The sequence below is a fragment of the Paenarthrobacter sp. 10N417 genome (assembly GCF_056394745.1).
Window position 1 is genome coordinate 81,009 of the sequence record NZ_JBFTIL010000002.1, and the last position, 23,619, is coordinate 104,627.

The 23,619-nt window shown below is 60.8% G+C and carries 20 protein-coding genes; 12 read left to right on the top strand and 8 right to left on the bottom strand.

The features are described from left to right. Positions 1–43 precede the first annotated feature (43 nt). The 3 genes from AC1DCM_RS02855 to AC1DCM_RS02865 are packed head-to-tail and all read left to right on the top strand — an operon-like array spanning position 44 to position 1,908. The gene (locus tag AC1DCM_RS02855; protein WP_477517199.1) at positions 44–589 is read left to right on the top strand and encodes an NUDIX domain-containing protein; all 546 of its coding nucleotides are present in this window, start codon (positions 44–46) and stop codon (positions 587–589) included. Positions 590–591: 2 nt separating this feature from the next. Further along, positions 592–1,308, top strand: a complete 717-nt coding sequence (locus AC1DCM_RS02860; RefSeq protein ID WP_477517200.1) for an NADPH-dependent F420 reductase — start codon at positions 592–594, stop codon at positions 1,306–1,308. Positions 1,309–1,368: 60 nt separating this feature from the next. After that, on the top strand, positions 1,369–1,908 hold the full coding sequence (locus tag AC1DCM_RS02865; RefSeq protein WP_442015619.1) for a nuclear transport factor 2 family protein: 540 nt from the start codon (positions 1,369–1,371) through the stop codon (positions 1,906–1,908). Between the two features lie 113 nt (positions 1,909–2,021). On the opposite strand, the gene AC1DCM_RS02870 is transcribed toward AC1DCM_RS02865, so the two are convergent. From AC1DCM_RS02870 to AC1DCM_RS02885, 4 genes are all read right to left on the bottom strand, one after another. After that, on the bottom strand, positions 2,022–3,524 hold the full coding sequence (locus AC1DCM_RS02870; RefSeq protein ID WP_477517201.1) for an NAD-dependent succinate-semialdehyde dehydrogenase: 1,503 nt from the start codon (positions 3,522–3,524) through the stop codon (positions 2,022–2,024). A 63-nt stretch (positions 3,525–3,587) separates the two neighbouring features. After that, positions 3,588–5,273 carry a thiamine pyrophosphate-dependent enzyme gene (locus AC1DCM_RS02875; RefSeq protein ID WP_477517202.1) on the bottom strand — a complete coding sequence of 562 codons (1,686 nt, stop codon included), beginning with the start codon at positions 5,271–5,273 and terminating at the stop codon, positions 3,588–3,590. Between the two features lie 62 nt (positions 5,274–5,335). Further along, a complete protein-coding gene (locus tag AC1DCM_RS02880) occupies positions 5,336–6,637 on the bottom strand; it encodes a dihydrolipoamide acetyltransferase family protein (RefSeq protein ID WP_477517203.1) in 1,302 nt (433 codons plus the stop codon). Positions 6,638–6,664: 27 nt separating this feature from the next. Continuing rightward, a complete protein-coding gene (locus AC1DCM_RS02885; protein WP_477517204.1) occupies positions 6,665–8,881 on the bottom strand; it encodes an alpha-ketoacid dehydrogenase subunit alpha/beta in 2,217 nt (738 codons plus the stop codon). 152 nt (positions 8,882–9,033) lie between these two features. Between AC1DCM_RS02885 and AC1DCM_RS02890 the strand changes: the two genes are divergently transcribed. From AC1DCM_RS02890 to AC1DCM_RS02920, 7 genes are all read left to right on the top strand, one after another. Beyond that, positions 9,034–9,705, top strand: a complete 672-nt coding sequence (locus AC1DCM_RS02890; RefSeq protein ID WP_431115068.1) for a GntR family transcriptional regulator — start codon at positions 9,034–9,036, stop codon at positions 9,703–9,705. Positions 9,706–9,727: 22 nt separating this feature from the next. Beyond that, positions 9,728–10,279, top strand: coding sequence for a VOC family protein (locus AC1DCM_RS02895; protein ID WP_477517205.1), 552 nt, complete (start codon positions 9,728–9,730; stop codon positions 10,277–10,279). A gap of 214 nt (positions 10,280–10,493) precedes the next feature. Next, on the top strand, positions 10,494–11,864 hold the full coding sequence (locus tag AC1DCM_RS02900) for an MFS transporter (protein ID WP_477517206.1): 1,371 nt from the start codon (positions 10,494–10,496) through the stop codon (positions 11,862–11,864). A 245-nt stretch (positions 11,865–12,109) separates the two neighbouring features. Further along, positions 12,110–13,570 carry an MFS transporter gene (locus AC1DCM_RS02905; protein ID WP_477517207.1) on the top strand — a complete coding sequence of 487 codons (1,461 nt, stop codon included), beginning with the start codon at positions 12,110–12,112 and terminating at the stop codon, positions 13,568–13,570. Between the two features lie 212 nt (positions 13,571–13,782). Then, complete coding sequence (locus AC1DCM_RS02910; protein WP_477517208.1) at positions 13,783–15,411, top strand: AMP-binding protein; 1,629 nt, start codon at positions 13,783–13,785, stop codon at positions 15,409–15,411. Continuing rightward, entirely contained in the window at positions 15,408–16,190 is a 783-nt protein-coding gene (locus tag AC1DCM_RS02915) for an enoyl-CoA hydratase/isomerase family protein (protein WP_442015609.1), read from the top strand. The genes AC1DCM_RS02910 and AC1DCM_RS02915 overlap by 4 nt, the downstream gene beginning before the upstream one ends. Positions 16,191–16,202: 12 nt before the next feature. Then, positions 16,203–16,985: an SDR family oxidoreductase gene (locus tag AC1DCM_RS02920; RefSeq protein ID WP_477517209.1), complete on the top strand. Its 783-nt coding sequence runs from the start codon at positions 16,203–16,205 to the stop codon at positions 16,983–16,985. A gap of 46 nt (positions 16,986–17,031) precedes the next feature. Here the strand turns inward: AC1DCM_RS02920 and AC1DCM_RS02925 are convergent, their stop codons facing one another. Beyond that, positions 17,032–17,658, bottom strand: coding sequence for a TetR/AcrR family transcriptional regulator (locus tag AC1DCM_RS02925; protein WP_477517210.1), 627 nt, complete (start codon positions 17,656–17,658; stop codon positions 17,032–17,034). Between the two features lie 162 nt (positions 17,659–17,820). Next, positions 17,821–19,551 carry a CocE/NonD family hydrolase gene (locus tag AC1DCM_RS02930; RefSeq protein ID WP_477517211.1) on the bottom strand — a complete coding sequence of 577 codons (1,731 nt, stop codon included), beginning with the start codon at positions 19,549–19,551 and terminating at the stop codon, positions 17,821–17,823. A gap of 300 nt (positions 19,552–19,851) precedes the next feature. Here AC1DCM_RS02930 and AC1DCM_RS02935 point away from each other — a divergent pair, with 300 nt between their 5' ends. Further along, positions 19,852–20,232, top strand: coding sequence for an ArsR/SmtB family transcription factor (locus AC1DCM_RS02935; RefSeq protein WP_431115076.1), 381 nt, complete (start codon positions 19,852–19,854; stop codon positions 20,230–20,232). Next, entirely contained in the window at positions 20,229–21,914 is a 1,686-nt protein-coding gene (locus AC1DCM_RS02940; RefSeq protein WP_477517212.1) for a SulP family inorganic anion transporter, read from the top strand. Before AC1DCM_RS02935 ends, AC1DCM_RS02940 begins: the two co-directional genes overlap by 4 nt. A gap of 45 nt (positions 21,915–21,959) precedes the next feature. Here AC1DCM_RS02940 and AC1DCM_RS02945 read toward each other — a convergent pair whose 3' ends face one another. Both AC1DCM_RS02945 and AC1DCM_RS02950 read right to left on the bottom strand, forming a co-directional pair. Continuing rightward, on the bottom strand, positions 21,960–22,448 hold the full coding sequence (locus tag AC1DCM_RS02945; RefSeq protein ID WP_477517213.1) for a pyridoxamine 5'-phosphate oxidase family protein: 489 nt from the start codon (positions 22,446–22,448) through the stop codon (positions 21,960–21,962). A 170-nt stretch (positions 22,449–22,618) separates the two neighbouring features. Next, positions 22,619–23,599 carry an ABC transporter substrate-binding protein gene (locus AC1DCM_RS02950; protein WP_477517214.1) on the bottom strand — a complete coding sequence of 327 codons (981 nt, stop codon included), beginning with the start codon at positions 23,597–23,599 and terminating at the stop codon, positions 22,619–22,621. Positions 23,600–23,619: the final 20 nt, after the last annotated feature.

Here is a 23,619-nt window from a genome sequence, read left to right on the forward strand (position 1 = left end):
CGGTTGCTGCACGTGGGAGGTAGATACGCGCTGGGAGGAAAATATGAGCGCCATTGATGCGGTGTCCAGTGTCGGGATTCCGTCCCTCGCTGCGCATGACATCCCTGCGGACCGTACCGTGATAGCGGCCGTCGTCCAGTGGCGAGACAAAATTGCCCTGTTCAGAAGAAGCGGAAATCTTGGTCACGACTGCGGTCTTTGGCATTGCATCACCGGTTTTATGGAAGCAGGTGCCACGCCTGAACAACAGACCCTTGAAGAGTTATTTGAAGAAACCGGCCTCCAAGACAAAGATCTCCTGGCCCTCCTGCCGGGACCGGACGTGGTGGTGGCCGACGGTTTGGGGAATCCGTGGCTCATCCACACTTTCACTGCTGTGACGTCCCGCCGGCGGCTGAAGATCAACTGGGAAAACGACGCCTACCGGTGGACCGCTCCGCACAAGGCCAAGCGGTTCGCCAATCGGGTTGCGTGGCTCGACATCGTGCTCGATGCAACCGGTCACCTCCCGGCCATCATTTCGGACCCTGAATCCGGGCCGGTCCCCGGATGCTCCACCTCCAATCCACCACTCTCGAAAGAGGAATAGATATGACCACCCTTGGAATTATTGGCACCGGAAACATCGGTGCTGCCATCGCGCGTCTGGCCGTAAATGCCGGGATCCGTGTAGTGCTGTCGAACTCCCGCGGCACGGAGACCCTAGCCGGCTTCGTGTCAGAGCTGGGACCCCTGGCTTCCGCCGGCACCGTCGAACAGGCCGCAGCGGCCGGAGACGTTGTGGTGCTGTCCGTGCCGCTCACGGCACACACCGCCGTTCCTGCCTCCCTTCTGGAAGGGAAAGCTGTACTGGACACCACCAACTACTACCCGTTCCGGGATGGAAGGGTGGCTGAGCTCGACGAGGAACGGCTCACTACGAGCGAGCTTGTCCTGCGGCACTTTCAAGGAGCCGGCCTGACAAAGGCATTCAATAACATCCTGGCGCACCACATTCCGCAGCTGGTTCGCCCCGCCGGCGCCTCCGATCGCACCGCCCTTCCGGTGGCGGGCGATGACATCTCTGCCAAAACCAAGGTAATGGGCGTCATCGAGCAACTGGGTTTCGATGCGGTGGACGCTGGCGCGCTGGCTGAGAGCTGGCGTTTCGAGCCGGAAGCCGCTGCCTACACCAGGCTTTACCTGGCTGACCCCGCAACCCCGGACGAAAGCATGCTCGAAGCTCCCGCGGCACCTGTGTCAGCTGAGCGTCTGGGCGAGGCCCTGAAGCGGGCCGAACCAGTGCGGGTCGCCGCACGCACGTTCTAACAACCCCAACGAGGGTAGTCAAAGAAGCTGCCTGACGTTTGAAGTAGAAAGTCTGGATATATGTCTCTCACAGATGCTCAACTAACTGAGTTGTATGACAAGCAAGCCCTCCACGACAATCTGATGTTGTACGCGAGGGGCGCGGACCGGCACGACCGCGAGCTGATGAAATCCACCTACTGGCCTGATTCATTCGATGATCACGGCAGCTACGTCGGAAACGGCCATGGGTGGGCCGATGCAGCCATGACCTGGCACGACAAGATCCACAGTTGCAGCCACCATATCTCCAATGTCTTGTCCGAGATCGACGGCAATCGGGCGAAGCGCGAAAGCATGTTCATCTGCGTTGTCCCCTTCAAAGAGCCCGAAGTAACAATGTTCCAGGCAGGCCGCTACCGCGATCTGTGCGAGAAGCGCGATGGCGTGTGGAAGATCCTTCATCGGACCTGCGTCTGGGACTGGATCGACGTCCGGCCCATCAACTCGGATTGGGACGTCGTAAATGTCCCTCGTGTCTCACACTGGGGAGCTTGGCACCCGGAGGACCCGATCTACCTGGACTGGGTGGACAGCCCGCCCACAGAATTCTCGCGGTAGTCACTGCATCTGCGGCGACTGCCTTCCCTGGACCAACGTTGTCTGGCCCAACACTAAAGCGCCTGCCGGCTCCCTCTACAGGGGCCGGCAAGCGCTTCTGTGTGTTCCGGCGTTCAGCGGGCGTAGGGGTCGGCGATGCCGATGTATTGGGTGGTGGTGTATTCGTTGATGCCTTCGGAGCCGCCTTCGCGTCCGAGGCCGGATTGTTTGACCCCGCCAAAGGGTGCTGCGGCGTTGGAGATGACGCCGGCGTTGAAGCCGACCATGCCGAACTCGATCTGCTCCGCAACCCGTAGGAGGCGGTTGAAATCCTTGCTGTAGAGGTAGGACGCGAGCCCGTACTCGGAGGCGTTGGCCAGGCGGATGGCGTCCTCTTCGCTGGTAAAGGTGGTGACGGGGGCGACGGGTCCGAAGATCTCCTGGCCCAGGATCGCTGCGTCGTTCGGAACATCCGCCAGGACGGTGGGCTGGTAAAAGTACCCGGGTCCGTCCACGGGCGCACCGCCCGTAACTGCAACAGCTCCGGCGTCGACGGCGGCACTCACCAGAGCGTGCACATCCTCCCGGGCCCCGGCGTCGATCAGCGGACCAACCTGCGTGGTGGTTTCCGTTCCGCGGCCGGTCACCAGCGCGCCCATGGCGGCGGCGAACTTGGCCGTGAACTCCGCAGCGACCGAGGAATGGACGAGGAAGCGGTTGGCGGCGGTGCAGGCTTCGCCCATGTTCCGCATCTTCGCGGCCATCGCGCCTTCCACGGCGGCATCGAGGTCTGCGTCTTCGAACACGATGAACGGGGCGTTCCCACCGAGCTCCATGGARGTGCGSAGGACGTTCTGTGCSGCGTCGGCCATGAGCCGCTTCCCGACRGGGGTKGATCCGGTGAAGGAGAYCTTCCGCARCCGTGAATCCTKCARCARCGGCCCGGAGAYGCCSGACGCRCTGGAGGAGGCGACGACGTTCAGGACTCCGGCGGGCAGGCCGGCGTCGAGCATGGTCTTGGCGAAGTACTGGGCCGTCAACGGTGTGAGCTTGGCGGGTTTGAGGACCATGGTGCAGCCGGCCGCGACGGCGGGGGCGACCTTGCGGGTGGCCATCGCCAGCGGGAAGTTCCACGGGGTGATCAGCAGGCAGGGTCCGACGGGTTTGTGCTGGACCAGGATCTTGTTCTTGCCCTCGGGGGTGGTGAGGTACCGGCCGTAGTCGCGGACGGTTTCTTCGGAGAACCAACGCAGGAACTCAGCCCCGTACGTCACTTCGCCGCGTGCTTCGGGCAGGGGTTTGCCCATTTCCAAGGTCATCAGCAAAGCGAAGTCCTCAGCCCGTTCAGTCACCAAGTCAAAGGCCCGGCGCAGGATCTCGGCCCGGGTCCGCGGCGCGGTCCGTGCCCAGGAGGCCTGGGCCACGTCGGCGGCATCCAACGCTGCGACCGCGTCTTCGCTGGTCGCCGAGGCGAGCGTGGCGAGCACCTCCCCGGTGGCGGGATCGTGCACCTCGAACGTGCCGCCGTCGGACGCATCCCGCCACTGCCCACCGATCAACAAGCCAGTAGGCACGGACGCGAGGAGCGCGGCTTCGCGTTCAGATGAAACGGCAGGGGAAAGCGCAGAAACTGTCATGAAGGGAAGTCCTTAAAAGTTGAGGGTTGGAGCGGCTCAAGTGAGCCGATGGCGGATGGGTGGTTAGTAGGCTTTGACTCTCTGCTCAACCACCAGATGGATGAGCGCAAACACGCGGTCCTCGTCTATGGCTTTCAGAGCAGCCTTGATGGCTGCAGGAATGTCAGCATCAAGTTCCACCTTGATCCCGAAGCCGCCGAAGGCCTGCGCCATGAGCGCGAATTCCGGGTTCTTCAACTGGGTCCCTGACACCCGCTCCGGGTAGTGACGTTCCTGGTGGGTGCGGATGGTGCCGTACTCCTGGTTGTCCATGACGATGACCAAGGGAGTGGCGCCGTATTGGGCGGCTGTCGCGAGTTCCTGGCCGTTCATCAGGAATTCGCCGTCACCGGCAATGGTCACCACACGCCGGCCTGGGTATTCCAGGGATGCGGCGATGGCGGAGGGGACCGAGTATCCCATGGAACCGTTCCGGGCACTGATCATCGAGGCATAACGTTGGGTGGGGAAGTAGCGGTGGGCCCAGTTGGTGTGCTCCCCGGCACCGAGGGTCACCATGGCGTCAGCAGGCAGCGTGGGGACGAGGTTGGCCATCAGGGTGTCCATCCGTGCGGGGCCAGCCGACGGCGTCGCCGGGGGCAGGCTGGCGAAGGCTTCCTGCTCCCTGCGCATTTTCGACATCCAGTTCACCCATTCATCCTTGACGGGAAGATCTATCTTTGCCAGGTCACGGATAAAGACGTCCGGTTTGGCCAGGATTTGGTAGGAGACCGGACCCGAGCGGCCACGGAGCGAGGGGTCGATGGTGACAAGGAAGTTCTTTTTTGCCCAGTCCTGGCGGCAGAGGAATCCGTTGGTAATAACATCCCCGGGAACCGTGCCCACAAAGATCAGCAGGTCGGTTTCTTCCAGCAGATCATAGGTGGGTCGGGGCCGGCCGTAGCCGATGGGGCCTACGTAGGACGCCGAATCGAAGGGGATGGTGCCTTCGGTGCGCCATTCAGCTGCGGCCGGGATGTGGTGCTTTTCCAGCCAGCGCGTGAGCTGGTCCGCGCCTTCCTGGGTCCAGTCGTTCCCACCTGTCACAAACAGTGGCTTGCTGGATGCGGCCAAGGCATCGGCCAGCGCGGCGGCGTCCACAGTGGTCATTCCGCCGGTGGCGACAGGGATGGCTGGATGGAGTTCCGCGGGGATCTGCTGGCGGATAACGTCTTCCGGCAGGCCAACAACGACGGGACCGGGGCGCCCGCTCATCGCCGCGAACAAGGCTTCGGCAACGATTTCGGAAGCGCGTGCCGCGTTGTCCAAGACCATCACACGCTTCGCGCCCGTATCGAACCAGGCTTTGATATCGAATTCCTGGAAGGCCTCGCGGTCCCTATGGGCGAAGGGGATCAGCCCCACGAACAGAACCATGGGCGTTGAGTCCTGCCATGCTGTATGCAGTCCAACATGGGCATTGGCGGCGCCGGGTCCACGGGTAACCATCGCGATCCCCGGCAGCTGGTTCATTTTCCCATCAGCCTCGGCCATGTATGTGGCACCACCCTCATGGCGGCAAACGATGGTTTCGATGGGGGAGCCGTGGAGCCCGTCAAGAACGTCAAGAAAGCTCTCGCCCGGCACCACATGCGCCCGCTTGATGCCATGGGCGGCCAGCGTATCAACGATGATATGGCCAGCGGATTTGAGGGATGGCTGCAGCACGGCCTCTTGCAATTCGTCGTGCTCGGCTGTTACTTGAGTCATGGATAGGACCTTTTCGCTGGATGCCGCGTCTTTGCGCAACACGGTTCAGTTGGTGGATGGGACTACAGGAGAATGCTGAGGGGGTTCTCTATGCGCGCCTTGAATGCTGCCAGCAACTGGGCTGCCACCGCGCCGTCGATAACACGGTGGTCTGCGGAGAGGGTGCAGCTCATGACCGTGGCAACTGCCAACTGGCCGGAGCGCACCACGGCGCGCTGTTCCGCCGCACCGACGGCCAGGATCCCTGCCTGGGGCGGGTTCAGGATGGCCGAGAACTCCCGTGTTCCGTACATGCCCAGGTTCGTGAGGCTGAAGGACCCACCGTCGAGTTCTTGCTGCCGGATCCGGCCGGCGGCGGCACGTTCTTTGTAGTCACCCATCAGCCTGCCCACAGAGCTGAGGGAGAGGTTTTCCAGGCCGCGGACCACCGGTGTCAGCAGGCCGTCCGTGGTCGCGATGGCCACGGAGACATCGACAGTGGAATAGCGGCGGATGGCGTCGCCTTGCCAGGAAGCATTTGCAGCGGGCACGTCCACGAGGGCGCCTCCCAGGGCTTTCAGAACGAGGTCGTTGACGGTCGTTTTCTGTCCCTGGGCGGGCATGTCCTGATGGATCTGTTTGCGTAAGGCCAGGAGCGCGTCCATTTCGACGTCAATGGAGACATAGAAATGGGGAACGCTGGTCTTGGACTCGGTCAGCCGCCTGGCAATGGCCTTGCGCATGCCGGAGAGTGGTACGTCCTGGAAGTTTTGCGCTCCCGTCTGCGATGAAGCCATCGGGGGAGCGGGTTCTTCCGCCTCGGGGACGGGCTGTGAGCTCACTGCTTGATGCCTTCCGGCCGCTTCAACGTCCCCGCGCAGGATCCTGCCGTTGGGTCCGGAGCCCTCCAATGCTGAGAGGTCTATCCCCATTTCTTTTGCGAGCTTTCGGGCCAGGGGTGACCCGAAGATGCGCGAGCCCGGTCCTTGATTCTTGCTGGACGCTTCAGGGCTGGAGTCCGGAGCCCCACGCCGCGGATCCCGGGTTGTTGGGGCTTCAGTGTCCGCCGGAACAAGGTGCTCTGAAAGGCTGTGCGAGGCGCCGCCAGCGGAGGCGATCTGCTTGTCGATGGCCGCCTCATCTTCCCCGGCTTCCACGAGGACGGCAATGGGCTCACCGACACCTACGGAAGTTCCAGGCTGTATTAACAGCCTTCCTATGGTGCCCGGAAACTCAGCCTGTAGCTCAACAGTGGCCTTTTCAGTCTCAATTTCGGCGATGGGCTGTCCGGCGGCGATCGTGTCGCCTATTTTCACGAGCCAGTCCTGGAGGGCTGCTTCGGTGGCGTCTGCGACGACGGCCGGCATGGTGATGATGGTTGCCATGGTGAATATCCTTTGATGGGAGCCGGTTCAGGAACGGCCGAGGTTGCGGGCTATTTCGTCCAAGCCGGCAAGGACGTCGTCGATATCGGCATTGGCGGCAGCCTCAAGGACTTTCGATATGCTCGGCGCCGCTTCCCTGCCCGTAACTCTTTGAACGGGCTGGTCGAGGTAGTCGAAGAATCTGCGTTGGATCTCGTCGGACAGCCAGCCGCCATATGAGGTGCCCCGGGCGCCTTGCTCGACGATCAGGACGTTGTTGGTTTTCTGGATTGAGGCGCCGATCGTGTCCCAGTCCAGGGAGGCTCGGTCAAGCCACCGGAGATCAATGATTTCGGGATCGAGATCCATTCGCTGCCCGGCAGCCCGGAGGGAAACGTCCACCATGTTCAGGTAGCTCAGTACGGTGACGCCTTCGCCTGCGCGACGCACGGCAGCCTTGCCAACGGGCAACTGGTAGTCGAGATTTCCAGCGGGTATGTCTCCCTTGGTCCCGTAGAGGTCGACGTGCTCAAGCACAAGCACCGGGTCCTGGAGTTCCAGCGCAGTATTCATCAGGCCGATGTAGTCGTGCGGAGTTGACGGCGCTACGATTCGCCAGCCCGGGTTGTTGGCGAAGATACCTGCCGGGTCCATGGAATGCTGGGAGCCATAACCTGCTCCCATTGCAACCTTGGAGCGCAGAACCACGGGCATCGCGGACTGGCCGCCGAACATGTGCCGTGCCTTGCCGATCTGGTTAAAAATCTGGTCAGCGGCGACCCACAGGAAGTCCGAGTACATGAACTCAACAACTGGTTTGTAGCGCCCTGTCATGGACAGTCCGCCTGCCAGGCCTGCGAAGGCGTTCTCACTGATAGGCGTCCCAAGGACCCGGTCGGGATAGGCGTCCTTCAGCCCGCGGGTTGCCCCGTTGGTGCCGCCCTTGAGCCGGTGAACGTCCTCGCCCAGGACCAACACACCCGGGTCAACGTCCATCCGGCGCCCCAGTACATCTGCAATTGCATCTACGAAGCGGCGCTCCTCGGTGCCGGTTTCGGTGCCTTCTCCGGAGGTTGATCCTGTCAGCGCAGGTTCGCTCCTGATGTCCGTGTCCACCCCTGTGGGATCGGGCCAAAGCGTCGGGCGGATGCGGCGGGCGCCTTTGGTGCTTTCCGGGTCCTTCTCCGTAATTCCGTCCACAATCCGGGTGATGTGCTCTGTGATGTGCGAGGTGAGATCGCTCAGTTGTTCATCGGTGAGGAGTCCGCGCCGGGTCATCTCGACGGCCAGCTTGGCCAGCGGGTCGCGATCACGCCACTGCTTCTCCTCCTCTTTCGTCCGGTAGCCGAAGGCGCTACCGGGGAACGGGCCGTTCTGATGGAAATAGCGGTAGGTTTCCGCCTCGATGAGGGTTGCTCCCTTGCCCGCGCGCATGTGATCCACGGCTGCCTTCTGGGCAAGGTAGACGGCGAGGGGATCCATCCCGTCCACGCGCCAGGATCTGATTCCGAAGCCAGGGCCACGGGCCGCCAGCCGAGGTTCACCGGTCACGTCGGCAACATGGGTCGAAACGGCATACAGGTTGTTCTCGATGTAGAAGCACAGTGGCAGGCGCCAGGCAGCGGCAAGATTCAGCGTCTCCAAAGTCGAGCCTATGTTTGAGGCGCCATCACCGAAATAGGTCACGGTGACCCCCATGCCGCCTGCCGGCCCGTCGCCGTCGTGGATTTCTGCATCATGGCGCTGTGCCCAGGCGTTGCCTGCGGCAAGCGGCACTCCGCCACCCACGATCGCGTTCGTACCCAGCGCTCCGGCCTCAAGCCACTGCAGATGCATTGAGCCGCCCCGACCACCGCTGAAACCGGCTTTGAGACCCAAAATCTCGGACATCGTTCGTCGGATGAACTCCGTGACTTGGTCGTTCTTTATCCCGTCGATGATCGACATGCCGTTCGGGGACAGGTAAGCAAGACCCTTTGCCAGGAATTGGTGATGGCCTCGGTGCGTGCCGTTGACGCCGTCGGCGCCCCTCAGCGCCAGAATGGATCCCACGGCGGCACCCTCCTGACCGATGCTGGAGTGGGCGGGGCCGTGTACGAGGCCCTCACCTGCCAGCTGCAGGACAATTTCCTCGAAAATTCGAATGGTGTGCATCTGCACCAGCATGGATTCGAGCAGCTCCGGAGCTGCTTCATCCCAGTCTTTACGGGTTGTCCGCAGCTCTGTGCACTCTGTCGAGTAGGTCAAAGGCGTGGTGGTTGACATCTATGGCTCCCAGGTGGCGAACGTGAAATGGCTTTGAGGCGTTCGTACAACCATAGAGGGGCGAATGGATCCAATGCAATGCATACGACCACGTTTTTCACGCCAAACATCATCGAATGGATCCATTGCCGCTGAGTCCGTATGCTGTAGCTATGGCCATCGAAGCTGTTCTGTTGAAGAAGTCGGGTGCTGCAAGTCAGCGCATCGCAAACGAATTGAGTCAGAGGATTCTCGACGGCGATCTCGCACCTGGCACGAGGATCCGCCAGGAGCAGATTGCGGAAGAGTTTGGCGTGAGCAGGCTGCCGATTCGGGAAGCGTTGCGCATTCTTGAATCGCATGGTCTCGTCACGCTGGTCGCCTCCTCGGGTGCCTGGGTCAGCTCAATGAACCTCGCTGAGTGCCAGGAGACGTATCTGATTCGCGAACGAATTGAGCCGCTTGCGTTGGGGCAGGCCATTGACAGCGTCAGTGCCGAAACCATGGATCGGCTCAGCGAGCTGGCGGAGCAGATGGAAAATTGCACCGTGGTGGAGGACTTCGTTGAACTCGACCGGGAGTTCCACCTGTTGAGTTTTCAGGATGCGGGCATGCCAACCTTGTTGGAGATGGTCGAGAGACTCTGGAATACCACCCAGCATTATCGGCGCGCGTACGTACAGCTGATCGGTCCCGAGGGGCTCGGAGACACGAATTTGGAGCATCGGCTCCTCGTGGCAGCAATCCGCCGGCGTGACATCCGCTCTGCAGAGGAACTGCTGGCGATGCACGTCCGCAAAACCCGCATTGCGCTGCTTGATCACCCAGAGATATTTGATCGCTAGAGACATGCGGCTGGAGAAGTAGATGAACCTGGACGCCGAACAGCAAAACGCCCCCATCGAACGAAGCGGGCTGCCGGGCATCCGTGGGACAGACCACGTTGGATTCACGGTGCCCGACATGGAACAGGCACACGAATTCCTCGTTAAAGTCATTGGATGTCAGCATGTTTACTCCTTGGGGCCCTACCCGCAGGATCCCGTGTTGATGCGGACCAAGCTCAACGTCCATCCGGAGGCAACGCTGGTGGAAATACGCTTCTACCGCTGCTTCAATGGATCCAATTTTGAAGTCTTCAACTATTCCTCGCCGGATCAACGCTTGGACCAGCCCCGCAACAGCGACATCGGAGGTCATCACCTCGCCTTCTACGTAGAGGACCTCGATGTAGCTGTCGACTACCTCAAGGGTCACGGCATCCAGGTGCTTGGGGACCCGACCCTGAGCTCCGGCGCGAGCAAGGGGCAGCGTTGGGTTTACTTCCTGGCCCCGTGGGGGATGCAATTCGAGCTCGTGTCCTTTCCGCAGGGAAAAGCCTACGAATCGCAAACCCGGCTGCGGCTTTGGATGCCTTGACCAGGGTTGCCCTGCGGTCGAGACTGCTCCAAGACAAAAACTGAAGTATCGCAATACGAGAGCTTGATACTTAGCGCGAAAGTTTTCCTTGACGCCGCATGTTGGGCCGAAGTAGCGTCGGCATACCGACCTGATCGATGAAGAGAATCTTCAGGCCGGACCCACTTGCAACCCGGCTACGCTTTTGCGCCGGCGAAAACACCCAGGAGAACTTATGCGGACGACGAAGTCCCAGGCCCTGCTGACAAATCAATCGATCGGGGAGAAGGACGCATCTATCGTCCTACCCGCAGAAACCAGAAAGTTCGGACCAGAAGAGAAGAAGCTGTTGCGCCGTACTGTCGCCGGTAGCGTCGTTGGCAACATCATCGAGCAATATGATTTCGTCCTGTACGGATCGGTGGCCGCGCTGGTCTTCGGAAAACTGTTCTTCCTGAGCTTCGACCCGACTGCAGCACTACTTGCATCGTTTACCACCTACGCCGTCGGCTTCATTGCCCGGCCTCTTGGCAGTTTGGTAGCGGGACATGTTGGCGACCTGCATGGCAGGAAACGGGTCTTGGTGGCCATGCTGCTTATCGCAGGCCTTTCGACCACTGCCATCGGGCTACTTCCGACCTACGCAGCAATCGGCTTTTGGGCGTCCATTTTCCTCGTGATGCTGCGATTTGTGCAGGGCTTCTCCTTCGGAGGCGAGTACGGTGGCGCCATTCTGATGGTGAGTGAGACGGCGCCGCCGGAAAGGCGCGGTTTTTATACAGGGTTAATTCCGGCATCCTCCGCGATCGGCGGACTGCTGTCCACCGGCGTGCTCTTCGCTTTGAGTTTCATGCCTGCTGAGACCTTCGAAGCGTGGGGATGGCGGGTCCCGTTCCTGCTGTCGATCATCCTCGTGGTGACGGGCCTGATTATTCGGCTGCGCTTGAAAGAGACCCCGGTGTTCAAAGCCGCAGAGGCGCAGGGTAAGACCACCCGCAAACCCATCCTGGAAGTCATGAGGTCCAACCCCAAGGAGCTTCTCCTCGCAGCGGGGATCAGTTTTGGATTCGGCACGCTCGCATACATCCTCGTGACCTGGTTGCTCAGCTATATCACCATCGGCCTCAAGCTTGATGCGGGCGTAAGCCTTATCGCTCTGACCATCGCTTTCGTCTTCTACGGCCTTAGCGACTGGGTCAGCTCAGCAATCTCCGACAAGGTGGGTCGTCGACCCGTCATACTCGCCGGGGGGATTGCCTTCGCTCTCTGGGCATTTCCCATGTTTGCCCTGGTTGACACCAAGAACCCTGTATTGATCACGGTGGCAATGACAGGTGGCACTGTCTTGGCCGGTATGATCTACGGCCCGCTGGCCTCGTTGATCAGTGAGCTCTTCGCTACCAAATTCAGGTACAGCGGTGCTTCGATGGGTTACCAATTCGGACAGACCCTGGGCGGCGGGTTCTCGCCACTGATCGCAACGGCCCTGTACGCAGCAACGCTGGCTTCCTGGTCCGTCGCGCTCTATCTGGTGGTGGCCGGGGTCATCACAGCGGTGTGTGTGTTCTTCCTGACGGAAACCAAGGGCCGAGACCTCACACGCTGACCCTCAGCCAACTGTCGCCGACTCTGCCCACCCGGACGCTGCCGCGGACAGGGCAGAGCTCGGACCAGAAGTTGGGTGGCGCATATTCGAGGGTTGTTGACGCGGATGGCTATGGCCTGGCGATGCGCCTGGTACTAGCCTTAAACAAGCGTGAATCTGAGCGAAAACAACTATCGCACGGCCATCATCGTTCGGAGAATTCTTCGGGCCCGAACGGCGCCTGGAGATAGAGGAAATGAGTTTGCATGACGACAGAGACTTCTGAGGGCGTCGGGTTTCGGTCTCGGCGAGGACCTATCCTCATCGCCTTGATGCTCGCAACGGGTCTGGTAGCGATTGATTCGACGATTGTTGCGACGGCGGTTCCTTCAATTGTGGGTGACGTCGGCGGCTTCACGTCTTTTCCTTGGCTCTTTTCCGCTTACCTGTTGGCGCAGGCTATCTCGGTGCCGGTCTACGCGAAGCTCTCAGACATGGTTGGGCGTAAGCCGATTATCCTTTGCGGTATCGGACTCTTCCTGCTCGGATCGATCCTCTGCGGAGTAGCGTGGAGCATGCCCGCCCTCATAGCATTCCGGGTTCTCCAGGGTCTTGGCGCCGGAGCAGTGCTGCCGATGTCCATGACCATCGTGGGTGATATCTACACTGTGGCTGAACGGTCTAAAGTGCAGGGCTACCTCGCCAGTGTTTGGGCCCTTTCCTCGGTGGTTGGCCCAACCTCCGGAGGCGTGTTCGCGTCGCTGGGCATCTGGCGTGGGATCTTCTTCGTGAACATTCCGCTTTGCCTCTTGGCGGGTTGGATGCTGATTCGCTCGTTCCACGAGAATATTGATCGGGCCAAGCACCGTGTGGACTTCCTGGGGGCGGGCCTGCTGTCACTTTCCCTCAGCCTGCTCATTCTTGGAGCACTCGGCGGTGGCCAGTCATGGGCCTGGAACTCTCCCATAAGTATCGCGATATTTGCTGCCGGCTCTGTCCTGTTCGCTGCGTTTGTGCTCGCCGAAAGGAGGGCAACGGAGCCGATACTGCCTGCGTGGGTAGTGTCCCGTCGGCTGCTGGCGACGACGGCGATGACCTCTTTTGGCGTCGGTGCGGTCATGTTCGGCCTCACCTCCTACGTTCCCACGTACCTTCAAGGAGCCACCTCGACCTCCCCAATCATCGCGGGGCTCGCTTTGGCTGCCCTGACCATCGGTTGGCCGATCAGTGCATCCCAGGCGGGCCGTTTCTATCTCCGCATCGGGTTCCGGAGGACCGCCCTGATTGGTGTCACGATCACGGTCTTGAGTACAGCTGTTCTTGCTCTGACTGCGCCTGCGCCCAACATTTTTGTGGTGGCTGCGGGCTGCTTCGTCGTCGGGCTTGGCCTGGGGCTGGTGGCGACCCCGAGCCTCATTGCCGCACAGACCAGCGTCGAATGGAATGAGCGAGGCGTAGTTACCGGTACCAATCTTTTTGCACGTTCGATCGGCAGCTCTGTCGGCGTCGCCGTTTTCGGGGCTGTCGCTAACGCGATATACGCCCGTGTTCCCGGCGGAAATTCGGATCCCCAGACAATCGTGGCGGCATCTACCGCTGTATTCATCGCCGTGCTGGTCAGCGCCATACTCACTGTGGTCGCCGTTGTCGCCATGCCCTCGGTCAACGGCGAAAGCAACACACTCGAGGCATCGGCGGAGGCCAGGGCGGCCTCTTCATCTGGTTAGGAACGAGTCGCCGTATAGACCCGAATCAAATTCTTGCGCTGAGCGCCCGACCCCCTCGTCGAGAGGGTCTTTGCTTTTAACGTGTGCTCCTGAACGTGGGAACCCCAGCGGCAAGGAACGTGCAGGCCGTCCATGCACTCGACAAATATTATGATTCGATCTACGATACGAACGTACCAAAAAACGTACTCAACAGATCAAGGGTGATCACATTGGACGTAGACCTCTTCACCGATATCAGCGGCCCCTATGTGGAGGAAAGTGCGTGTGCTGCCTGGCTTCTCTGCGACCGCCATGATCCGGAGTCAACGGCCTACACGGTAGTCGAAGACAACGGAGCGGCAAAAGCGGTCACTTACGGCGAACTCCACAACGAATCGATCCGGCTTGCCAACGGCTTTCGCGACCTCGGAGTGCAGCCTGGCACCCGCGTTGCCACTCTTCTCCACAAGGGCCCCGAACTCGTGACCACAATGCTTGCGGTATGGCGACTGGGCGCGGTGTACGTGCCGGTGTTTACCGCCTTTGCAGGCAAAGCGGTCGAATTTCGGATCCATACGGCACAGGTAGGCCTGGTTATTACGGACACAGCCCAACGCGGGAAGCTTCCGGACCTCACGAGGCGCCCCATCAAGGTCGTCGTTGTCGATGGAGCCGGCGAGCCCGAAGATGTTGACTACCAAACGTTGCTGGCTACCGCTTCCACCAAAGACTTGGAGACTTTTGTTCAGGGTCCCGATGGCCCTCTCGTCCACATGTTCACATCCGGTACAACGGGTTCCCCCAAAGGTGTCATTCACCCGCTGCGACAGGCSGCAGGATGGCACAGCTACCTTAAATACGGGCTCGGAGTCGCCAGCGACGACGTGTATTGGTGCGCAGCGGACCCTGGATGGGCCTACGGCCTATATGCCGGAATCGTTGCCCCGCTCGCGAATGGGACGGGGGCGATCCTGCAGGCCGGAGCCTTTGAGCCCACTGCTGCATGGAAAATCATCGAGAACCTGGGAGTCACAAACCTGACGGCGGCCCCCACCGTATACCGGGCGCTACGCACTCATTTCCCGGTCCTCCCATCGCGCACCCGTCTGAAGCGCCTGTCAAGTGCGGGTGAACCGCTCACGCCGGAGGTCAACGTATGGGCAGGGGAACAGTTGGGCCTGGAGGTCCACGACCACTTCGGCCAGACAGAAGTTGGTATGGTCTTCGGCAACGTCCACCACCCCGCGATCGCCCGCAAGGTTGTCCCGGGATCCATGGGCTACCCGCTTCCCGGATGGGCGGCGACGGTGCTTGGTGAAGACGAGGCCATGGAACTCGCGCCGGGCGTGATGGGCCGGGTGGCAATCGATGTCGCGAAGAGTCCAGCGATGACATTCCGAAGCTACCAGGACCCCTCGCAGACAGCATCGCGATTCACCCGCGATGGGCGCTTCTATCTCTTGGGCGACCTCGGCCATCGGGACGCTGATGGAGCCTTCCATTTCGCATCCCGCGATGACGACGTCATCATCATGGCCGGCTATCGGATCGGCCCGTTTGAGATCGAATCGATTCTCAGCGAACACCCGGCCGTCGCCGAAAGCGCTGCGATCGCCGCTCCCGACGCGGATAGGGGAGAAGTGCTGGAAGCCTACGTCGTACTCAGTGATGGGTGGGAGCCGTCTGACGCCCTTCGGCAGGATCTTCAAGGATTTGTGAAAAGCCATTATGCCGCTCATGCATACCCCCGATCCATCCACTTCATCCAAGAGCTTCCGAAGACACCCAGCGGCAAAATCCAACGCTATGTCCTGAGGCAGCAGCGACGTTCCGAGGTGGAGAAGGCAGGGCAGCTGTGACGTCCCAGCATCTCCAAGTCGAACAACGGGGAGCGGTCCGGTGGCTCTTCCTGAACCGCCCAGCTCAGCGCAACGCTCTCAATGGCGCCTTAGCGAACGCCTTGGCCGCTCAAGTCGACGATATCGCCCATGATCCAGGGACGGCTGTCGTCGTGCTGGCCGGGAAAGGCAAAAGTTTCAGTGCTGGCGGGGATTTCCGGCATTTCCTTGCACTTGAGGACGAAAGCGAAGCCGGCGTGGTGGAATTCCTCGAACGTCTTTCGAACGTCGTCACGACTATAGAGCGAAGCTCCAAGCCCTGGGTTGCAGCTCTCCACGGACACGCAATCGCCGGCGGTCTTGAACTCGCTTTAGCCTGCGACGTCGTCATTGCTGCTGAAGGAACACTGGTCGGCGACGGGCACCTGAACAATAAGCTGACGCCCGGGGCAGGGTCCAGCGTTCGTCTGGAGCGCGCTGTTGGAAAGAGCCCGGCACGGTGGATGCACCTCAGCGGTCAGCCCATGACAGCGGAAGCATTGCGACCAACTGGCTGGCTGCATGACGTGGTGCCATATCAGCAGTTGCACCCGAGGGCCGCCGAGGTCGCCGCCCAGCTCGCCGCCAGGGACTCGCCGGCGCAGCAGAACTTCAAAAACCTGCTTTCGTCGATTGTCGAACTCGACGATTCAGACGCCCTTGATCTGGAACTCGCAGCATTCCAGGCCAATTGGCGTGACAACAATGTTCCAGATGCGCTCCGCCAGTTTCTGGCAGCACGCAGGCTCAACCAGAAGTAGGAGACACACGCCTTGAAAACCCACAAGACCCCGGTGACCGACCGATATAAAGGCAGGACCGTGGCGATAACAGGGGCTGCCCAAGGCCTGGGATTGGCTATGGCCAGCCGCTTTGCAGCGGAGGGTGCTTCCTTGGCGCTGGCCGACGTCAACGACGTATTGCTCAGCGAAGCCATGAACCAGATCCAGGTCCACGGCGACGCCACCGTCAGCCAGAATGTGGTTGACGTGACGGACTCGTCCACGGTGAATGGATGGATCTCGGAAGTGGAACAAACCCAGGGAGCAGTCGATGTGCTGGTGAACAACGCTGGGATCATCCGGGACAACCGCATCGAGAAAATCAGCGACGCGGACTGGGACGCCGTGGTGGACGTCAGTCTGAAAGGTGCCTTCTACTGCTCCCGTGCCGTATTCCCGGGGATGCGGAAACGCCGCTACGGCCGGATCATCTCGTTTTCGTCGATGTCCTGGAGAGGTAACTTCGGACAGTCCAACTATGTAGCGGCCAAAGCTGGCGTGGTGGGGCTGACGAGAACGCTTGCCCTGGAAGGGGCACGTGACGGTATAACTGCCAACGCCATCGCTCCCGGGCTCATTGAGACGCCCATGCTTGCATCAATGAACGATGCAGCACGGAACCTCCTCATCAATAAGGTCCCGATGATGCACACGGGTGACCCCTCGGACATCGCGGAAGCAGCAGCCTTTCTGGGCTCCGAGGGAGCGGCATTCATCACAGGTGTAGTTCTCGACGTTGACGGAGGCATCTCGATCGGGTCCTCCATACGCTGAACAGACCCCGATGCGGGGAAGGTGCTCGCCCACCTTCCCCGCATAATTACTGGGGCTTAGCCGTCAATCCGTGGATGACGAGCTCGCCGATTTCCGTGAACGCCTCACCTGCAGTCAGTCCCGTCGCCTCCAGGAGCTCGCCGGACTGCACACCGTCAATCAGCAAAGAAATGGCTTGACCAGCCAAGGCTGCATCTGCGGCCCGGAACGCTCCCGAGGCCACACCATCTTCGATCATGCCTTGAACTTTTCGGGCAGCGGCACGGGAATTCAACCGATAGATCGCCGCGGTTGGCTCGTAAGTAATCATGTCGAGGTAAAAGGCGCGCGAATTACGACTCATAGCGGAGCCGACACCCGCAAGATAGCGAATTATCCGGTCTGCGGGATCCTCGATATCGGTAATTCCAGCCTCTATGGCTTTGGTAGACCTTTCAAAAAAGTGCCTTGTAACCTTTTGGATGATCTGCTCGCGGCTGCTGGCCACTGAGTAGAGCGTAGTTTTGGAGCATCGAAGCCGGCTGCAGAGCTCCTCGATCGTCAAACCGCTGAATCCCTCTGCCAAAAAGAGAGCCTCAAGCTCCACCAGTAATTCCTGGCTCCTGGACCCGTCGTCGCTCTTGCGGGATCGACGGGCGCGGCCCGTTGCCGAAGTGGCACCTTGAGGCATCATGTGACGAGCCCTCCTTGTCTGAACTTGGGAGTACGAACGTATCATGTCCCGTACACCTCAGTTCTTCCTTGGCGCCTCGGCTTGCCGCCGTGCCCTCCCAAACTGTCAACCGGCCGCCGTCGAACGTTAAATGTTCGACGGCGGCCGGGGCTCGGGCGGTTCCTAGCGGTTGATGACGGGCAAGACGAGTCGGCTGGGATGTTCGGATCCGTGCATGATCCGGTTGGTCGCTACGACCGCCTGATCCAAAGACTCCCGGGCGATAAAGCCTCCGGTGTTCGTATTCCGGTCGTAGCGGGGGAAGTTGCTGCTGGAAATATCGAGTCGGATGCGGTGACCGGGCAGGAAGACGTTGGAGGTCACCGCCATCGGTACGGTCACCTCGTACACCTCACCGGGGGTCAGGGGCGCGGGGTTCGACAGGTCGTTCCGGTAGCGCAGACGCAGGATGCCGTCGCAGAGGTTGATTGCGCGTCCGTCGGGGAAGACGTCAACGAGTTTGGCGGTGATATCCGTGTCCACGGCGCTTGAAGAGACGAACACCTTGAGCTCCACGTGCCCGGTCACTTCAATGGGCTCCTCGAGGACGGGTCCGGTGTAGCAAAGGACGTCGGATCGGCCATCCACAACCTTCTGGTCAACTGGTCCCACCAATCCCGGCACGCTCGGAAGAAGGGCGCCACCGGCGGTGGGCAGTGGATCACGTGGATCGTACTGGAATTCGTCGTGGCCCGCCATCGAGGATGCCGCGGACTGGAGGGTGCCATCGCCGTGGCGGGTGTTGGCCGACCCGCCACTATGCAGGTGGTAATCCGTGTAAGACGTGTCGGGGAGCGGCCAATCCTGCTCATCACGCCATTGATCAATGCCCATGACGAAGATCCGCACCCTGGGGGCGGCGGATTCGGGTGTCAAGCCGCGAAGTGCCTGGTCGAAGAAGGCGATATGCGACTCGGTGGCGTCTCCAACGCCAAGTGGCCCGAAGTGCCGATCTGCATACTGCCCGGTGAGCGGCCCGTGTTCCCATGGGCCGATAATCAGACGGGAGTCCTCACGGGCCGTTTCCGATGCGCCCTGTGTGCGGACCCTGATGAAGTCTGAGACCGTCCCGTTGATCTTGAGGTCATACCAGCCACCGATGGCCAAGACGGGAACCTCCACCGAGCTGACCAAGGGGGACCAGTCTTGGGCGGCCCAGTAGCCGTCGAAGTCGGGGTGGGCCAGCCAATCGTCGAACCAGCGCCCCTTTCCGATCACCGCCAAATCGGCGACGGGCGTGGCGTCATTGAGTGATAGGACGTTCAGGAATGAGCCGCCGAGCCGTATCAGTGTGGCGGGGTCGCTCGCCCTGCCGCTTGCCAGATCACGTTGTTCTTCGTTGGCGTACATCATGACGTTCCACATGGTGTCAAGGCTCAAGGACAGTGCGCCACCTTTTGAATACCAAAGCTCGGAATACCAGTCGGTCGCTGCCATGGTGGGGGCAATGGCTTTCAGGCCCGGCGTTTCCTTGATCGCCAGGGCCCACTGGGTCATCCCCATGTACGAAGCCCCATACATGCCGATCGTGCCGTCTGACCATGCCTGCCGGGTGATCCAATCCGCCGTGTCCTGACCATCAGCGATCTCGTTGATCTTGGGCTCGAACTCACCTTCCGAGCCAAAGGTGCCTCGCGCGTCCTGAAGGACGACTGCGTACCCCGCGTTCACCAGTCCGATCAGGCTGGGGTGTGGAGTTCCTGGTCCACCGTACATCGTCGGCGTCTGCCTGTTGTACGGAGTTCGTACCAGAAGGGTCGGTGCGGTTCCTTCGAGCGGGCGCCAAATGTCAGCTGCCAGTGTGACTCCGTCCCGCATTGCCATCGTGACGTTAGGTTCATAAACGTGCTTCATGAGTCTCTCCTTTGAGAACTCGAACGATCAGCGCTGGCGTAAGCCTCAGCTGTGTCCGCTTGGTCAGCGTTAATGTTTAGCAGTGTGCCTTGGATGAGGCATGGCGTCAGCGGGTGAAGCAGGGGAGATCAATGCAGACGCGAGTACGATATTCGATACGAACTACCCTTAAAAAGTATCACAAAGCATGGGGAGTGCAAGGGGCGATTTGGCTGGCGTGCAGGCAGTTTGCTTACCCCTGTTACACTGAATGATGGAATCATCAATCAAGCGGCTCCCATCATGGGGCGAGAGGCAATCATGGATGAATTTTCCGATTTTCGGGCGCCTCTGTATGAGGTGAAGGCCAACCTCTTCAAAGGCTTGGCGCATCCGGTCAGGATCAGGGTCTTGGAGCTGCTGAGCGCGGCTCCAGAGGTATCGGTGACTGACATGCTGGCCGCGACTGGTCTGGAAGCATCCCACCTGTCCCAACACCTGTCCGTGCTGCGCCGCTACCACCTTGTCACCGGTGAACGCCGGGCGTTGCAAATGTTCTATTCGTTGGCCTACCCGCAGGTCGCAGAACTGCTGGCAGTGGCCCGGCAACTGCTACATGACATGCTGGACACCACCCGCGAACAGCTTGAACATTCAACGGCGAACCTTTCTGCGACAGCCCCTTCCGGCGCCCCGCGATGACCGCCCTTCGCGCGGCCCGGGCGCTGCTGCCGTCCTTGCGGGACTATGCGGAACTTCCCCGGTCGTGGAAAGGGGATCTCGTTGCGGGGCTTACCGTAGGAATCGTTGCGCTGCCCTTGGCTCTGGCATTTGGAGTCAGCTCCGGGGCCGGAGCGGCCAGTGGACTGATTACCGCGGTGATCGCCGGAATCGTTGCGGCTGTCTTTGGCGGGTCCAACATTCAGGTTTCCGGCCCGACCGGCGCCATGGTTGTAGTCCTCGGCCCTGTCATCGCAGCTCACGGTATCAGCGCGTTGGCCGCTGTGTCGGTCCTTGCCGGCGCAATGGTCATCGTCGCTGGTGTCCTTAAGCTCGGCCGCGTCGTGACCTTGCTGCCCTGGCCGGTGATCGAAGGATTCACACTGGGCATCGCGCTGATCATCTTCCTCCAGCAGGTACCTGCTGCGTTCGGAGTGCACGCTGGGTCAAGCAGCAACGCGGCCGTCTCGGCTGTCCAGGGACTGGCGACGACGTCGGCGGCCGCCTTGTGGGCTCCAGTGGCTCTGGTGGTCCTGGTAGCAGTGATCATGGTCGCCGCACCGCGGATCCATCCGCAGATCCCTGGTTCGCTCCTGGCAATCGTTATCGCCAGCGTCGCCGCCGAGGTTCTGGACCTTCCGGTGGCGAGGATCGGCGCACTTCCTGGCGCGCTGCCGTCCCCAGTCGCCCCCACCCTTGACTGGGGCACTGTGGCAGCGCTGGCAGCCCCGGCCGCAATGATCGCAGCGCTGGCTGCGATCGAGTCACTGCTTTCTGCACGGGTCGCCGCCTCGATCTCTGACACCGGTCCCTATGATGCAGACCGCGAACTCCTGGGCCAAGGCCTGGCCTCTATCTGCTCCGGGTTTTTCGGCGGTATGCCTGCCACCGGTGCCATCGCCCGCACAGCAGTGAACATCCGCTCTGGCGGCCGGACCAGACTGTCCGCCGTCATCCACGCCGTAGTCCTGCTGGCCGTTGTCTACCTTGCTACGGGTCCAGTCTCGCGGATTCCGCTCGCTGCTTTGGCCGGTGTCCTGATGATCACCGCCACCCGCATGGTTTCCGTGGCCACCCTGCGCAGTGTGATCGGGTCCACGCGGGCAGATGCTGTCGTGTTCTTTGTCACTGCCGTGATCACCGTGTCCTTTGACCTGATTCAGGCCGTGGCCATCGGCATCGCCGTCGCGTCCTTCTTTGCCCTGCGCACGATGGTCAAGTCCAGCGGGGTGCACCGTGAGGAAATTCCCGGTCCTGTCCAAGACGGGGATGAACACATTGCCGTGTTTCGACTGGATGGGGCGTTGTTCTTCGGCGCCGCCGAGCGTGTTCTGGAACGCGTCAGTGCTATCCGCAACGTTGACGCAGTCATTATCCGCATGTCCCAACTCCAAGTCCTGGATGCTACTGGGGCGAGGGTCATCACCGACATCGTCAATGCACTGGAACGGCGCGGAATCACAGTGTTGATCAAGGGAATCCAGGCCCGGCACCTTGCCTTGGTCACGCGGGTGGGCGTCCTGGAATCCCTACGCCACCACAAACACCTGTTCGAGGACCTGGCCCCGGCCGTCGAGCACGCGCGCAGTCATGTCGCCCGGGCGATGGCCGCCCGCGCCGCGGAGCAAGCCGGCGCACCTCCAGGACGACGGTCCGATCAATGATCAGGAACCCCTTCGCCGGCCTGAGAAGGCCTGTCCACTGAGGATCTATTCGAACGAGGCACGTCGGGCATCATTTGTTTTGGTTTGCCACACGTCGGGTGCGTTGACCTTGAACCGCCGGCCTGTCAGGGCGCGGGGTACCAGTCGGATGTAGTTATCCTTGGGGCCAGGTTGCCATGGTTCAAGTCCCAGCGCATCGACCTTCGCTGTCTCGTCGGGATCTGTCATGAGAATTGTTTCACCGCGGGCGACGACACTCCAGGCTTCCGTTGTCGCGGCGTCGTACCCATCGATTTCCAAAACCCCGGGCCGGGACGCCATTGCTCCCCACAGTTTCCGTCCGGGGCTGCTGCGGAAAACGATGTGACGATCAAAGAGAACGTAATTCACCGGGAAGATTTCGGGGTGGTCATCCACCACCAGACCAAGGCGGCCTATGGTCGCCGCAGCCAGCAAATTCCAGCACTCGTTAAAGGACAGCGACGAGTCATGACCTTCAGAGGTTTCGTCGTCCAGCGTTGGGGAATCATTCATCTCAGACGTCACATCTTCCTGTGGTTGGTTCCGGAGCTGTCGCTTCCAACAATGCCTTGTGGGCCGGTGCTGTTCAATGGCCGGGTTCCGGCCGTTTAGTGTTCCCGTCCTGTACCGAAGAAAAGTGCGACGGCGGCACTCGCCCGAGTGCCGCCGTCGTCCGGTTCCTTTTAGCTAAGCCAGGACGTCACCGTTTGCTGGTGCGCGTCCACCCACTTTTTGGCTGCGGCTTCAGGCGTCATGCCGCCCTGGATATCCGTCGCTACTGAGTTCTGGTCTTCGTTGGTCCATTTGAAGCCCTTGGCCAGCTTGGCTGCCGGTGAGCCGCTGTCCGCGAACTTCTTGGAAATGACCTTGTTGAGGGTATAGGTCGGGTAATCGCAGGCGACCTTTTCCGCGTCGGTATCGCAGCCCTCGGTCCAGGCCGGCAGGGCGACCTTCTTAAGTGGAACCTGGGACAGGAACCACTGTGGCTCATAGAAGTAGCCCAGCAACGGCGTCTTGTTTTGCTCCGCCGTCCGGAACGACTGAATCAGGGCAGCCTCTGATCCAGAGAACACCACCTTGTAATCCAAGTTTAGATTCTTCACCAAGGCTTCGTCGTTCGTGACGAAAGCGGGGTCGCCGTCCAGGACCTGGCCCTTTCCGCCGGACTCGGAAGTAGTGAACATCGAGGCGTACTTGTTCAGGTTCTTCCCGTCCGTGATGTCCGGGTACTTCTCTGCCATCCATGGTGGTACGTACCAGCCGATGTGGCCTTCATTGCCGGTGGCACCGGCGTCTACAGCCACCTTCTGATCCGTAATGTACTGCTTGGTGAGGTCAGCATGGCCCCAGTTTTCCATGATCACGTCCACCTCACCGGAGGCGAAACCCTGCCAGGAAATCTGTTCGTTCAGGTCCTTCTGGACCACAGTGCAACCAAGCTGGTTTTTCGCCACGTAGCTGTAGACGGCAGCATTGGCCGTATAGCCTACCCAGGCGTTCATCGCGACACTAACAGCGCCGCAGGGTGCATCCCCGCCACTTGCGGGGGCGGCGGCCACCTGGTTCACGGAAGCACCCCCACAGCCTGTCAGCAGCAAAGCGGCCGCGGCGACTCCTGCCATCAGCGGGATAGTTCGTTTCAACAGCGGTGGGACTTTTTTCATTTGTTGGGTCTCCTTGTTGG

What these genes read in the sequence shown, in the direction of transcription:
- AC1DCM_RS02865 (WP_442015619.1), top strand. Translation starts at nt 1,369, where the DNA reads ATGTCTCTCACAGATGCTCAACTAACTGAGTTGTATGACAAGCAAGCC.
- AC1DCM_RS02860 (WP_477517200.1), top strand. Translation starts at nt 592, where the DNA reads ATGACCACCCTTGGAATTATTGGCACCGGAAACATCGGTGCTGCCATC.
- AC1DCM_RS02930 (WP_477517211.1), bottom strand. Translation starts at nt 19,551, where the DNA reads ATGAAGCACGTTTATGAACCTAACGTCACGATGGCAATGCGGGACGGA.
- AC1DCM_RS02895 (WP_477517205.1), top strand. Translation starts at nt 9,728, where the DNA reads ATGAACCTGGACGCCGAACAGCAAAACGCCCCCATCGAACGAAGCGGG.
- AC1DCM_RS02925 (WP_477517210.1), bottom strand. Translation starts at nt 17,658, where the DNA reads ATGATGCCTCAAGGTGCCACTTCGGCAACGGGCCGCGCCCGTCGATCC.
- AC1DCM_RS02950 (WP_477517214.1), bottom strand. Translation starts at nt 23,599, where the DNA reads ATGAAAAAAGTCCCACCGCTGTTGAAACGAACTATCCCGCTGATGGCA.
- AC1DCM_RS02890 (WP_431115068.1), top strand. Translation starts at nt 9,034, where the DNA reads ATGGCCATCGAAGCTGTTCTGTTGAAGAAGTCGGGTGCTGCAAGTCAG.
- AC1DCM_RS02905 (WP_477517207.1), top strand. Translation starts at nt 12,110, where the DNA reads ATGACGACAGAGACTTCTGAGGGCGTCGGGTTTCGGTCTCGGCGAGGA.
- AC1DCM_RS02880 (WP_477517203.1), bottom strand. Translation starts at nt 6,637, where the DNA reads ATGGCAACCATCATCACCATGCCGGCCGTCGTCGCAGACGCCACCGAA.
- AC1DCM_RS02935 (WP_431115076.1), top strand. Translation starts at nt 19,852, where the DNA reads ATGGATGAATTTTCCGATTTTCGGGCGCCTCTGTATGAGGTGAAGGCC.
- AC1DCM_RS02900 (WP_477517206.1), top strand. Translation starts at nt 10,494, where the DNA reads ATGCGGACGACGAAGTCCCAGGCCCTGCTGACAAATCAATCGATCGGG.
- AC1DCM_RS02885 (WP_477517204.1), bottom strand. Translation starts at nt 8,881, where the DNA reads ATGTCAACCACCACGCCTTTGACCTACTCGACAGAGTGCACAGAGCTG.
- AC1DCM_RS02875 (WP_477517202.1), bottom strand. Translation starts at nt 5,273, where the DNA reads ATGACTCAAGTAACAGCCGAGCACGACGAATTGCAAGAGGCCGTGCTG.
- AC1DCM_RS02855 (WP_477517199.1), top strand. Translation starts at nt 44, where the DNA reads ATGAGCGCCATTGATGCGGTGTCCAGTGTCGGGATTCCGTCCCTCGCT.
- AC1DCM_RS02945 (WP_477517213.1), bottom strand. Translation starts at nt 22,448, where the DNA reads ATGAATGATTCCCCAACGCTGGACGACGAAACCTCTGAAGGTCATGAC.
- AC1DCM_RS02940 (WP_477517212.1), top strand. Translation starts at nt 20,229, where the DNA reads ATGACCGCCCTTCGCGCGGCCCGGGCGCTGCTGCCGTCCTTGCGGGAC.